Source organism: Amycolatopsis sp. NPDC003865 (genome assembly GCF_053605345.1).
Genome location: NZ_JBSGJA010000001.1, coordinates 379529 through 391440, shown reverse-complemented (window position 1 = coordinate 391440; position 11912 = coordinate 379529). Strand labels below are relative to the sequence as shown.

11 protein-coding genes are annotated in these 11912 nt (G+C 72.1%); 8 read left to right on the top strand and 3 right to left on the bottom strand.

Features of this window, described 5'->3' with window-relative positions; all coding sequences use genetic code 11:
• Positions 1 to 4 precede the first annotated feature (4 nt).
• The 7 genes from ACWEVP_RS01825 to ACWEVP_RS01795 all read left to right on the top strand — a co-directional run bounded on the left by ACWEVP_RS01825 (position 5) and on the right by ACWEVP_RS01795 (position 7512).
• Entirely contained in the window at positions 5 to 928 is a 924-nt protein-coding gene (locus ACWEVP_RS01825) for a GHMP family kinase ATP-binding protein (RefSeq protein WP_452060726.1), read from the top strand.
• Between the two features lie 5 nt (positions 929 to 933).
• A complete protein-coding gene (locus tag ACWEVP_RS01820) occupies positions 934 to 1956 on the top strand; it encodes a pyridoxal-phosphate dependent enzyme (protein WP_452060725.1) in 1023 nt (340 codons plus the stop codon).
• Complete coding sequence (locus tag ACWEVP_RS01815; RefSeq protein ID WP_452060724.1) at positions 1953 to 3143, top strand: ATP-grasp domain-containing protein; 1191 nt, start codon at positions 1953 to 1955, stop codon at positions 3141 to 3143. Before ACWEVP_RS01820 ends, ACWEVP_RS01815 begins: the two co-directional genes overlap by 4 nt.
• Before the next feature lie 106 nt (positions 3144 to 3249).
• Positions 3250 to 4716 carry an argininosuccinate lyase gene (locus tag ACWEVP_RS01810; protein ID WP_452060723.1) on the top strand — a complete coding sequence of 489 codons (1467 nt, stop codon included), beginning with the start codon at positions 3250 to 3252 and terminating at the stop codon, positions 4714 to 4716.
• A gap of 17 nt (positions 4717 to 4733) precedes the next feature.
• The gene (locus ACWEVP_RS01805) at positions 4734 to 5849 is read left to right on the top strand and encodes a GntG family PLP-dependent aldolase (protein ID WP_452060722.1); all 1116 of its coding nucleotides are present in this window, start codon (positions 4734 to 4736) and stop codon (positions 5847 to 5849) included.
• Between the two features lie 53 nt (positions 5850 to 5902).
• Complete coding sequence (locus tag ACWEVP_RS01800) at positions 5903 to 6337, top strand: VOC family protein (RefSeq protein ID WP_452060721.1); 435 nt, start codon at positions 5903 to 5905, stop codon at positions 6335 to 6337.
• Positions 6338 to 6471: 134 nt separating this feature from the next.
• Positions 6472 to 7512: a glycoside hydrolase family 43 protein gene (locus tag ACWEVP_RS01795; RefSeq protein ID WP_452060720.1), complete on the top strand. Its 1041-nt coding sequence runs from the start codon at positions 6472 to 6474 to the stop codon at positions 7510 to 7512.
• Between the two features lie 40 nt (positions 7513 to 7552).
• On the opposite strand, the gene ACWEVP_RS01790 is transcribed toward ACWEVP_RS01795, so the two are convergent.
• Genes ACWEVP_RS01790 through ACWEVP_RS01780 form a run of 3 tightly spaced genes read right to left on the bottom strand, consistent with a single transcriptional unit; the run spans position 7553 to position 10856 of the window.
• On the bottom strand, positions 7553 to 8308 hold the full coding sequence (locus ACWEVP_RS01790) for an SDR family NAD(P)-dependent oxidoreductase (RefSeq protein WP_452060719.1): 756 nt from the start codon (positions 8306 to 8308) through the stop codon (positions 7553 to 7555).
• Positions 8309 to 8319: 11 nt separating this feature from the next.
• Entirely contained in the window at positions 8320 to 9312 is a 993-nt protein-coding gene (locus tag ACWEVP_RS01785; RefSeq protein WP_452060718.1) for an LLM class flavin-dependent oxidoreductase, read from the bottom strand.
• The gene (locus ACWEVP_RS01780; protein WP_452060717.1) at positions 9309 to 10856 is read right to left on the bottom strand and encodes an acyl-CoA synthetase; all 1548 of its coding nucleotides are present in this window, start codon (positions 10854 to 10856) and stop codon (positions 9309 to 9311) included. Before ACWEVP_RS01780 ends, ACWEVP_RS01785 begins: the two co-directional genes overlap by 4 nt.
• Before the next feature lie 116 nt (positions 10857 to 10972).
• Between ACWEVP_RS01780 and ACWEVP_RS01775 the strand changes: the two genes are divergently transcribed.
• Positions 10973 to 11581: a TetR/AcrR family transcriptional regulator gene (locus tag ACWEVP_RS01775; RefSeq protein WP_452060716.1), complete on the top strand. Its 609-nt coding sequence runs from the start codon at positions 10973 to 10975 to the stop codon at positions 11579 to 11581.
• The last annotated feature ends 331 nt before the right edge of the window (positions 11582 to 11912 follow it).

Genomic DNA, 11912 nt, shown 5'->3' with positions numbered 1-11912 from the left:
CGCCATGACCGAAGACCTCGCGGTCGCCGCACCGGCGCCGGCCACCGTCACCGACCCGCGCGCGGGGAGCTTCCGCGTCGACGCCCACCACGGCGAGATCCTGCAAGGGGTCTTCGTCGCCGACGGGCGCCTGCGCCGCGGCCTGGTCACGTTGCCGTGCCCGCTCTACAGCACCCGCGCCACCTTCCTGCCCACCGAGGAAACCGGCACGACCGTGCGGCCCGCGTGGCGCGGCAAAGCCCGCCGCGCCGCCGACCTCACCCTGGCCCGGCTCGGTCACCCGGTGCCGGGCGGGCTGCTCGACCTCACCAGCGACATCCCGCTGTGCCGGGGCTTCGGCTCGTCGACGGCGGACGTGACGTCGGCGATCGGCGCGGTGCTCGCCGCGACCGGCCGCGACCTCCCGGCGGCCGAGGTCGGCGCGCTGGCCGTCGAGGCCGAAACCGCGTCCGACTCGCTGATGTACGGCGGCCGCGCGGTGGTCTTCGCCCACCGCGAAGGCGAGCCGATCGAGGACCTGGGCGAGCTGATGCCGTTGTCCGTGCTGGGGTTCGGCACCAGCCCGGGTGGGCGCGGCGTCGACACCCTGGAGCTGACGCCCGCGCGCTACACGTCGTGGGAGATCGAGGCGTTCCGCCCGCTGCGCGGCCTGCTGCGCCGCGCCGTGGCCGACGGCGACGCGGGCCTGCTCGGCCGCGTAGCCACCGCCAGCACCCTGCTCAACCAGCGCCACCTGCCCGTGCCGGGGCTGGACGGCATCCTCGCCGTCGCCCGGGCCGCCGGGGCCGCCGGCGTGCAGGTCGCCCACAGCGGCGACGTCGCCGGCCTGCTCTTCGACGCGACCGACCCCGAAACCCCGGCGCGGCTGGACTTCGCCGCGGCCCGGCTCGACGTGACCGAGACCTGGCAGTTCGAAACCGAGAGGTGAGCCCGATGACCCTTGCCGCACCCGTCAGCCGGTCCGTCGTGGAGGCGACCGAGCTGCCCCGGATCATCCGCATCCGGCCCAACTTCCACGTCGCCGCCTTCGGCCTGATGAAGCTGCTGCCCGCCCGGTTCATGCTCGACCGCGCCGAGGAACGCGGGGAAGTCGGCCCGGGCACGACCGTGCTCGAGACGTCGTCGGGCACGTTCGGCCTCGGCCTCGCGATGGTCTGCCGGCTGCGCGGCTACCCGCTCACGATCGTCGGCGACCCGGCGATCGACGCGCCGCTGAAACGACGGCTCGAGCACCTCGGCGCCCGCGTCGAGATCTGCCCGAAGCCCAGCCCGGTCGGCGGGTACCAGCGCGCGCGGCTGGACCGGCTCGACCAGCTGCGCGCCGAGTACCCGAACCACTGGGTACCGGGCCAGTACAGCAATCCGGACAACCCGCGGTCGTACGCGCTGGTGGCCGAGCAGCTCGCCGAAACCATCGGCGTCCCGGACTGCCTGGTCGGCGCGGTCGGCTCCGGTGGGTCGACGTCCGGCACCAGTTCGTTCCTGCGCATGCTCGTCCCGGAGATGACGCTGATCGGCGTCGACACCCAGCGCAGCGCCATCTTCGGCCAGCCGGACGGCCCGCGCGTGCTGCGCGGGCTCGGCAACAGCCTGGTGCCGCCGAACGTCGAGCACTCGAGCTACGACCAGGTGCACTGGATCGGCGCGGCCGAGGCCTTCGCCGCGACCCGCGACCTCTACGCGCGGCACTGCCTGTTCATGGGCCCGACCAGTGGCGCGTCGTTCAAGGTCGCCGACTGGTTCTCCCGCCGCCACCCGGACGCCACGGTCGTCGCGCTGCTGCCGGACGAGGGCTACCGCTACCAGGACACGGTCTACTCCGACGAGTGGCTGCGCGCGCAGGGGCTGGCGCACGCGGGGGCGGCCGAGCCGTACGAAGTCGTCGCGCCGGCCGAGCCCGGCGGGTCGTGGACGTGGCTGAACTGGGGCCGCCGTTCGCTGGCCGACGCGTCATGACGCGCACGCTGCTGCTCGTCGAGAGCAACACGACCGGCACCGGGCGGCTGTTCGCGCGCCAGGCCCGTTCGCTGGGGTACGAGCCGGTGCTGGCCGCGGCCGATCCTTCGCGCTACCCGTATGCGGCCGAGGACGGCGTGCGCGTGGTCCGGTGTGACACGGCGGACGCGTGCGCGGTCCTGGCCGAAGACCTCGGCGAGCCCGCCGGGGTCACCTCCAGCTCCGAGTACTTCATCCCGGTGGCGGCGCGGATCGCGGCGAAGCTGGGCCTGCCCGGACCCGATCCGGTCGCCGTCGCGGACTGCCGGAGCAAGGCGCACCAGCGTTCGGTGCTCGGGGCGCCCTGCACCGTGGCCACGTCGGTGTCGGAGGCCGTCGCGGCGGCGGTGGAGTTTCCGGTGGTGCTGAAGCCGGCCGAGGGGTCGGGCAGCGTCGGCGTGCTGCGGTGCGAGACGCCCGAAGCGGTGGCCACCCAGGCGGCGGCGCTGCTTTCGGTGACGCACAACGAACGCGGGCTGCCGGTGCCGGCGCAGGTGCTGGTGGAGCCGTACGCGAGCGGGCCGGAGTACTCGGTCGAGCTGTTCGGCGACGTCGTGGTCGCGGTGGTGCGCAAGCACCTGGGCCCGGCGCCGTACTTCGTCGAAGTGGGCCACGACGTGCCGGCCGCGCTGCCCGCTCCCGACGAGACGGCGCTGATCGACACGGCCCGTTCGGCGGTGACCGCGCTGGGGCTGGGCTTCGGCGCGGCGCACGTCGAGATCCGGCTGACGCCGTCCGGGCCGCGGTTGATGGAGGTCAACCCGCGCCCGGCCGGCGGGATGATCCCCGAGCTGGTCCGCGCGGCGACCGGCGTGGACCTGGTCACGGCGCAGGTTTCCGCGGTGCTGGGGCTTTCCCCGGACCTGCGCGCCTCCCGGCGGGCCTGTGCGTCGCTGCGCTTCCTCACCGCCACCGCCACGTCGGTGCTTTCGGCCGGGGACGCGGTGGCGAAGGCGTCGGCGGTGCCGGGAGTGGCCGAGGCACGGCTGTCCCGCCCGGACGGCACGCTCGTCCGGCCCGCCCGGGACTACCGCGACCGGGCGGGGTACGTCCTCGCCGTTTCGGACCGCCCCCGCGGCGCCCGCGCGGCCGCGGCGGCGGGGCTCGACCGGCTGCGCGCCGCCCTGATCCCGGAAGGAGCCCGATGAGCCTGCGGTTCCTCGTCACCACGGTGGCCCAGACCGAGCGCGCTCGCGAACACCGCGAAGAAGAACGTCCCGAACCCCACCCGGAGACCCCGGAAGGAGCACCCCGATGACCATCGCCCCAGGCGGAACCGGCCGGCTCACCAGCCCCATCTCCGCCGCGGCCCGAGAAATCCTCTTCGACCGCGACACCGCACCCGCACCCGATCCCGTCGCCGCCGAGCTCGGGCTGATCAGCCAGGTCGACCGCGCCCACGTCGTCATGCTCGCCGAACGCGGCATCGTCGAGCCGGGTCCCGCGGCCGGACTCCTGCGCGGCATCGAAAGCCTGCGCGCCCAGCGGTTCGCGCCGCTGCACGACCTTCCCGCACCGCGCGGCCGGTACCTCGCCTACGAGTCCCACCTCATCGACACCCTCGGATCCGAGGTCGGTGGCATCCTCCACAGTGGACGCTCGCGCAACGACCTCAACGCGACCGTCGTCCGGCTGCGGCTGCGCGAACCGCACGAACGCCTGCTCGCCGAATCCGGCGCCCTCGGCCGCGCCCTGCTCGACCGGGCCCGGCGCTGGGCCGGCGTCACCATGCCGGCCTACACCCACCACCAGCCCGCCGTGCCGATCACCTACGGCCACTACCTGGCCGGGGTGGCGAGCGCGCTCGTCCGGGACGTCGAAAGCCTCTGGCAGGCCGGCGCCGAGATCGACCAGAACCCGCTCGGCGCGGGCGCGGTCGGTGGCACCTCGCTGCCGGTCGACCAGCACCGCACCACCGCGCTGCTCGGCTTCGCCACGCCGATCCCGAACTCGCTGCACGCCGTCGCGTCGCGGGATCTCGTGCTGCGCCAGCTTTCCGCGGCGACCGTGCTCGGCGTCCTGCTCTGCCGCGTCGCCCACGACTTCCAGGCGTGGACGAGCGCCGAGGCCGGGCTGCTGCGGCTGGCCGACGACGTCGTCGGGTCGAGCTCCATGATGCCGCAGAAGCGCAACCCGTTCCTCCTGGAACACGTCCAGGGCCGGGCGCTCGCCCCGCTCGGCGCGTTCACCGCGTCGGTGAGCGCGATGGCCACCGCGCGGTTCACCAACGCCATCGCTGTCGGCACCGAAGCCGTCGCCCCGGCGTGGTCGGCCCTCGAAGCGGCGACCGACGCCGTCGTCCTGCTGCGGCTGGTGGTCGAGGGTGCCGAGCCGGTGCCGGAGCGGATGTACGAACGCGCGGTCGACGGGCAGACCGCGGCCACCCACCTCGCCGAACGGCTCGTCGACGCCGGCGTCCCGTTCCGGCAGGCCCACCACGACGTCGGCGCCATCGCGAAGGAGGCACTGGCCGAGGGGCTCCCGCTGCACGAAGTCGCCCGGGCCCGCCTCGGCGGGCAGCTCGAGCACGCGCTCGACCCGGCCGACGTCGCCCAGCACGCGGCGCACGGCGGCGGCCCGGCGCGGGCGTCCGTGCTCGCCGCCGTCACCGAAGCCGAGACGGCGTTCGCCCGGATCCGCGCCGCGGCCGAGGACCGGCGCTGGCGCTGGAGCCAGGCCGAGGTCGGCCTCGACGACGCCGTCCAAACCCTCATCCGCTGACCGCCAAGGAGCCTCCGATGACCACCTTCGCCGACGACCTCGCCACCCTCCGCCCGGAAACCGCGTCCACCCAGGACACTTACGTCGAGCTGCGCAGCGACACGTTCACCCTGCCCACGCCGACCATGCTGGAAGCCGCCGCGCGCGCCCCGCTCGGCGACGACGTCTACGGCGAGGACCCCACCGTGGACCGCCTGGAGCAGCTGGCCGCCGAGCTGCTCGGCAAGCAGGCCGGCTGCCTGATGCCGAGTGGCACCATGGCCAACCTGACCGCGCTGCTCGCGCACTGCCCGCGCGGCGGCAAGGCGATCGTCGGGCACGAGTCCGACGTGTACGTCTACGAGGCGGGCGGCGCGTCGCTGTGCGGCGGCATCGTCTACGACCCGCTGCCGAACCTGACCGACGGCACGATCGACCCGGCGGCGATCGCCGAGGCGTGCGCGGTGGACCGCAGCGACCCGCAGATCGCGCCGCCGGCGGTGCTCAGCCTGGAGACGCCGCAGAACCGGTGCGGCGGGCTGCCGCTGCAGCTGGACTACCTCAGCGAGGTGTCGCGGCTGATCCGCTCGCACGGCATCGCCCTGCACCTCGACGGCGCCCGGCTGTTCAACGCGGCCGTCGCGCTCGGCGTCAGCGCGGCCGAGGTGGCCAAGCACGCGGACACCGTGCAGATCTGCCTGTCGAAGGGCCTGTGCGCGCCGATCGGCTCGGTGCTGGTGGGCGACCGCGTGACGATCGCGGCGGCCCGGCGGATGCGCAAGATGCTCGGCGGCGGCATGCGCCAGGCGGGCATGATCGCGGCGTGCGGCATCGTGGCGCTGACCGACATGACCGAGCGCCTGGCCGACGACCACGCCCGCGCGGCGCGGCTGGCGCGCGGCCTGTCGCGCATTCCGGGCGTCCGGCTGGACCCGGGGCCGCCGTTGACGAACATGGTGTTCTTCAAGGTCCGCGACGACCGCTACACGACCCGCACCCTGATCGAGGCGGCGCGCCGCCGCGGGATCCGGGTGGAGGAGCTCGGCACCGACCGCATCCGCGCGGTGACGCACGCGGGCATCGACGACGACGCGGTCGACCGCGCGATCTCGGTGTTCGGCGACCTCCTGGGCCACGACGCGATGGTCCGCTGAGGGGCCCGGCGGCCCGGGACCGCGGCGGGACCCGGGCCGTCTAGGGTGAACGGATGGGGACGATCAGGCAGGTCCAGATCACGTTCGACTGCGCGGAGCCCGAGCGGGTGGCCCGGTTCTGGTGCGAGGTGCTGGGATACGAGGTCCCGCCGGCGCCGTCGGGGTTCGCGTCCTGGGCGGAGTTCGACGCGTCGCTGCCCGCCGATCGCCAGGGGGCGGCGTTCGCCTGCGCCGACCCGTCCGGGGTGGGGCCGCGCTTGTTCTTCCAGCGGGTGCCGGAGGGCAAGGTCGTGAAGAACCGGGTCCACCTGGACGTCCGGGTCGGCACGGGGTTGCGGGGCCAGGAGCGGCTGTCGGCGCTGGAGGCCGAGCGCGACCGGTTGATCGCGCTCGGGGCGAGCCACTTCCAGACGCTGTACGCCGACGAGTTCAACGAGTCGTGCATCGTGATGCAGGACGTCGAGGGCAACGAGTTCTGCCTCGACTGATCACCGGTTCAGACCAATTTCGGCCGGACTGGATCGAGCAAGTACCGGCGGCCCTACCCATTCCTCTCGATCACCGGTGATCCTGCCCGAGGGTTCCCGCTCTCCGGGACCGCACTCGACCGAGGGGTGGGGTCATGAAACTCGCCGCCGCGTTCCTGCTCTTCCTGACGATGATCCTCGCCGGTCCGCCGTCCGCGGAAGCCGGCCAGACCTCGCTCCGAGCCGCCGATCCCAGCGTGCTCCGGGTCGGCTCCACCTACGTCTCCGTGCAGTCGACCGGCGGCGGGATCGCCGTGCGGCAAGCCTCCTCGCCCGACGGTCTCGCCGGCGCCGGCGCGCGGCAGATCTGGTCGGACACCCGGGGGCGCGGGGAGGTCTGGGCGCCGGAGATCGTCACCGACGGCGGCCGCTTCTACGTGTACTTCACCGCCGGTACCGGGGCCGCGCACCGGATGTACGTCATCAGCTCGGCCGTCGCCGACAGCGGGTACACCGCCGAGACCCAGCTCGCGCTGCCCGACGGCAAGTGGGCCATCGACGGCACCCTGTTCACGTTCAACGGCCAGCGCTGGTTCGTCTGGTCCGGCTGGGCCGGGGACACCAACGTCGAGCAGAACCTCTACATCGCCCGGATGAGCAGCCCCACCACCCCGACCGGCGCGCGGTACATCATCTCGCAGCCGCGGGAAAGCTGGGAGCGGGTCGTCGGCAATCCCTACATCAACGAGGCACCCGAGGCGATCAAGGACCCCAACGGCCAGCTGCACATCGTCTACTCCGCCAACGGCAGCTGGAGCGACCAGTACTGCATCGCCGAACTCCGGCTGCGCGCCGGCGGCGACCCGACGTACGTGTGGGACTGGTACAAGTCCAACGGCTGCCTCTTCGGCTCGAACCGCGCCACGATGATGGCCGGCTGGGACCCGACGCTGTACGTCGACGGCCCCGGCCACAACACCTTCGTCCTGCTGAACGGCGACATCGCCACCAGCCCGCCCGCCGGACCGCGGTTCCCGCTGATGTTCCACGCCGTCCCGAAGGGGACGCCGTACTCGTGGGCGAACCGGTACTGGTACACCGGCTCGTTCTGCTGGTGGGGATCGACGACCTACAGCCGGGCCAACGTGCCGGGCGCGAACACCGACACCGGGTTCGGCATCAAGTTCTTCGAATGAGGGAGCCGGCGGGCCGGGGCATGGCCCGCCGGCCGGTTCCTCACACCAGCGACGCCGTCAGGCCGCCGTCGAGGACGTAGTGGCTGCCGGTGACCCAGCTCGCGCGGTCGGACGCCAGGAACGCCGCCACCTCCGCGATGTCCTGCGGGGTGCCCAGCCGGCCCTGCTTCGCCGCCACGAGGTCGCCGAACGGGACCTGCGTCGCCGCCTCGAAGTCGGGGACCAGGCGCTCGACCATGGCCGTGTCGGCGAAGCCCGGGCACACCGCGTTGACGCGGATCCCGGCCGGGCGCATCTCGACCGCCGCGACGCGGGTCAGCTGGATGACCGCGGCCTTGGTCGCGCAGTACGACCCGAGCAGCGGGCTGCCGCCGATGCCCGCGATCGACGCGATGTTGACGATGTTGCCCTTCGACTCCACCAGGTGCGGGGTCGCCGCCTTCATCGCCACGAACGTGCCGCGCACGTTGACCGCGAAGATCTTGTCGAAGCTCTCGGTCGACTGCTGCAGCAGCGGCGACGACACCTCGATGCCGGCGTTGTTGACCAGGACGTCGAGCCCGCCGAGGAGGTCGACCGCCTGCTGGATGGCCGCCTGGACCTGGCCTTCGTCGGTGACGTCGCAGTTGGCGACCCCGGCGGCGCCGATCTCGTCGGCCGCCTGCTTGGCCGCGTCGGCGTTCATATCGCTGACCACGACCCGGGCGCCGCGTTCGGTGAACAGCGCCGCGATCGCCTTGCCGATGCCCGCGCCGGAGCCGGTGACGAAGACGCGCTTTCCCTCGAGTTCGGACATGCTGGTTCCTCTCACATCGCTTCGATCTTGGGCAGGATCTCTTCCTTGAGACGCTTCATGTCGTCGAGCGTCTTGGCAACCGGGACGTCCTGGAACGGCGGCCACAGGAACGGCATCGTCAGCCCGGCTTCGCGGTACCGCTTGAGCTGGTCGGTGATCTGCCCTTCCGACCCGACCAGCAGGTTCGTGCCCTTGCCCATCGGCGACTGGTCCATGTCCTGGTCGGTGATGACGAACCAGATCATGCTGGAGATCTCCAGGTCGTCGACCGAGCGCGGGGTGTCGAGGGCCTCCAGCTCGCGCTGGATCTCGGTGCGCCACCGCTTGATGTCGTCGGGGGAGTCCTGGATGCCGATCCAGCCGGACAGGCCGTACTTCGCGATGCGCGCGGCCGAGCGCTTGGCGTCCTTGAGACCGCTGAAGAAGATCGGCGGGTGCGGCTTCTGCACCGGCTTCGCGCCGAACCCGCTGCGCTGGAAGTCGGCGAACTCGCCGTGGTACTCGAACAGGTCGTTGGTCCAGATGCCCTGCATGATCTCCAGGGTTTCGCGGACGTGCTTGTGCCGCTTGGGGAAGATGTGCGACGCGCTCGCGGCGGCGAACTCCTCGGGCATCCAGCCGGAGCCGACCGCGACGTTCAGCCGGCCACCCGACAGGTGGTCGATGGTGGCCAGCTCCGCGGCGAGCACGCCGGGGGAGCGGTAGGGCGTGTCGATGATGCTCATCCCGATCCGCACCTTCGACGTCTTGGCCGCGAGCCACGGGATGAGCGGCATGCCCTGCAGGAACTCGCCCCGCGAGCTGACCGGCAGACCCTTGGGGAAGCCCTCGATCATGCCGAAGGCGTACTGCATCTCCTCGGTGTCCGACGTCTCCGGCACGATGATCCGGTCGAGCGTCCAAACGGAGTCGAAGTCGAGGTCCTCGGCCAGGGCAGTCAGGTCCTCGAGTTCGCGCACGGTCACCTTGTCGCGGAAGTTCGGCAGGTACAGGGCGAGTTTCATCGTGTTCCTTCCAGCTGGGTGGTGAGGGTCGTGCGGATGTCGGCCTTCAGGACCTTGCCGACGGTGCTGCGCGGGAGCTCGGGCCAGACTTCGATCTGCTTGGGCGCCTTGACGCTGCCGATGCGGTCCTTGACGAACGCGATCAGCTCGCCGGTGTCCAGCTCGGCGCCGGGTCTCAGCTGGACGACCGCGGTGACGCGTTCGCCCCACTTGTCGTCGGGCAGGCCGATCACGGCGCAGTCGCGGACGGCGTCGTGGGCCAGCACGGCCTGTTCGACCTCGGCGGAGTAGACGTTGAACCCGCCGGTGATGACCATGTCCTTGGCGCGGTCGACGATGTGGAGGAAGCCTTCGCCGTCGAGGAACCCGATGTCGCCGGTGTGGTGCCAGCCGTGCGCGGACGCCTCCGCCGTGGCCTCGGGGTCGCGGTAGTAGCCCGCCATCACCAGCGAGCCGCGCACGCAGATCTCGCCGCGTTCCCCTTGCGGCAAGAGGTTTCCGTCGTCGTCGAGGATCGCCACCGTGACCAGCGGCGACGGGCGGCCGGCCGAGGCCAGCCGTCCCGTGTGGACGGTGCCGTCGGCGTGCCGGTGCTCGGCGGGCGACATCGTCGAGATCATCATCGGGGCCTCGGACTGGCCGAACAGCTGCGCCATCGGCCCGATGCGGTCGAGGGCTTCGGTGAGCCGGGTGACCGACATCGGCGCCGCGCCGTACCAGAAGCACTGCAGCGACGAGAGGTCCGTGGTGTCCAGGGCGTCGTGGCCGAGCACCAGGTAGATGAGCGTCGGTGGCAGGAACGTGTGGGTGACGCGGTGGCGTTCGATGAGCTCCAGGAACCGGCCGACGTCGGGCTTGGGCATGATCACGACCTCGCCGCCGCGGGCGAGGACCGGGAAGCACAGGACGCCGGCGGCGTGGGTCAGCGGGGCGAGCGCCAGGTACACCGGGCGCCCCTCGAAGGGGTAGCTCATCAGCGTGATCGCCGACATGACCTCGAGGTTGCGGTCGGTGAGCATGACGCCCTTGGGGCGCCCGGTCGTGCCGCCGGTGCCGACGAGGGCGACGACGTCGCCGGGCTGGGCGGCCGCGGCGGGCGGATCGTCGCGCGCGGCGCCGAGCCAGTCGTCGAAGCCCGGGGCGAAGTCGTCGCCCGCGCCGAGGCGGACGAGCGTCGTCAGCTTCGGCAGCCGCGGGGCGATCTTGCGCACCAGGTCTTCGAAGGCGGGCTGGAAGACCAGCGTGGTGCAGTCGAAGAGGTCCAGCAGCTCGGCGTTCTCGCCGGCGGCGTTGCGCGGGTTGATCGGGCACCACACCGCGCCCGCCCGGGAGATGCCGAAGACGCAGGTGAACGCCGTCGCGTCGTTGGCCGAGAGGATGCCGACCTTGTCCCCGGGGGCGACCCCCGACCGGCGCAAAGCACGGGCGACGGCTTCGGCGAGCTCGACCACCTCGCCGTAGGAGCGGGAGACCCCGTCGAGGGTGAGGCAGGGCGCCCCGGGGTCCAGGGAGGCGCCTTTTTCCAGGTAGAAGAACAGAGACATCGTCGTCCCCTCCGAACTCCGCCGGCGGCTGGTGACGACCTTGGCCGCCGTTTGGACGAATGTCAAGATTTTCTTGGACGATTGGTCAGAGAAGTGCTCGATGGTATGTTCGGCCGGTGTCCAGCGCACCCGCCGTGAGGCGAGCCGACAAGTTCGAGGACCGCCGCCGGGAACTGGCCGACGCGGCGTTGCTCGCACTGGCCGACCTCGGCTACGCCCGCACGAGCCTGCGCACGATCGCCGAGCACACGAAGTTTTCGCACGGCCTGCTGCACTACTACTTCGCCGACAAGGTCGAGCTGATCACCTACTGCGTGCGCCGCTACAAGGAGGCGTGCGTGCAGCGGTACGAGGGCGGCGTCGGGTCCGCCGACACGCCGGCGGCCCTCGCCGCGGCGTGCGCCGACGGGCTGGCGGCGGCACTCGAAGAAGCCCCGCTGATGCACCGCCTCTGGTACGACCTGCGCACGCAGTCGATGTTCGAGGAGGCGTTCCGCGCCGACGTGGCGGAGATCGACGAAGGCCTGCAGGACATGATCTGGCGCAATGTCTCGGCATACGCCGAACTGGCCGGTGCCGAGCCGAACTGCTCGCCTTCGGAGGCGTACGCGCTGTTCGACGGCTTGTTCCAGCAAGCCCTGCTGCGCCACCTTTCGGCGACGGCCGGGGCACTGGACGACTTCCGCGCGGGTATCCGCGAGCTGTTCCCGCGGCTGGTCGGCTGAGCCGGAGGCCGGCAGACCGACCGCGTGGCGGGATTCCTGCCGGTGGCGGTGACGGGCGGATGCCGGATGGCCCGCGCACCGGCTGGGGCGGTAGCGGAGGTCGAGTCAACTGCGCGCTCGGCCGCCTCCGTTCCCTGACGCTCGCCGTCGGCGCGATCACCGCCATGCTCTGGATTTCGGTAACGCGGCCAGCTTCAGCGCCTGGGCCAGGGCCAGGCAGACCTTCACGTGACAGCTGTGACTGACCTGCACTGCAGCTCCCCGAAGATGAGCGTGTGCACACGGATGGGCGGGTGTAGGTTCCTGCGCCATTGCCGTCGTGCGTCTCGGC

What these genes read in the sequence shown, in the direction of transcription:
- ACWEVP_RS01805 (WP_452060722.1), top strand. Translation starts at nt 4,734, where the DNA reads ATGACCACCTTCGCCGACGACCTCGCCACCCTCCGCCCGGAAACCGCG.
- ACWEVP_RS01815 (WP_452060724.1), top strand. Translation starts at nt 1,953, where the DNA reads ATGACGCGCACGCTGCTGCTCGTCGAGAGCAACACGACCGGCACCGGG.
- ACWEVP_RS01795 (WP_452060720.1), top strand. Translation starts at nt 6,472, where the DNA reads ATGAAACTCGCCGCCGCGTTCCTGCTCTTCCTGACGATGATCCTCGCC.
- ACWEVP_RS01810 (WP_452060723.1), top strand. Translation starts at nt 3,250, where the DNA reads ATGACCATCGCCCCAGGCGGAACCGGCCGGCTCACCAGCCCCATCTCC.
- ACWEVP_RS01790 (WP_452060719.1), bottom strand. Translation starts at nt 8,308, where the DNA reads ATGTCCGAACTCGAGGGAAAGCGCGTCTTCGTCACCGGCTCCGGCGCG.
- ACWEVP_RS01785 (WP_452060718.1), bottom strand. Translation starts at nt 9,312, where the DNA reads ATGAAACTCGCCCTGTACCTGCCGAACTTCCGCGACAAGGTGACCGTG.
- ACWEVP_RS01800 (WP_452060721.1), top strand. Translation starts at nt 5,903, where the DNA reads ATGGGGACGATCAGGCAGGTCCAGATCACGTTCGACTGCGCGGAGCCC.
- ACWEVP_RS01780 (WP_452060717.1), bottom strand. Translation starts at nt 10,856, where the DNA reads ATGTCTCTGTTCTTCTACCTGGAAAAAGGCGCCTCCCTGGACCCCGGG.
- ACWEVP_RS01820 (WP_452060725.1), top strand. Translation starts at nt 934, where the DNA reads ATGACCCTTGCCGCACCCGTCAGCCGGTCCGTCGTGGAGGCGACCGAG.
- ACWEVP_RS01825 (WP_452060726.1), top strand. Translation starts at nt 5, where the DNA reads ATGACCGAAGACCTCGCGGTCGCCGCACCGGCGCCGGCCACCGTCACC.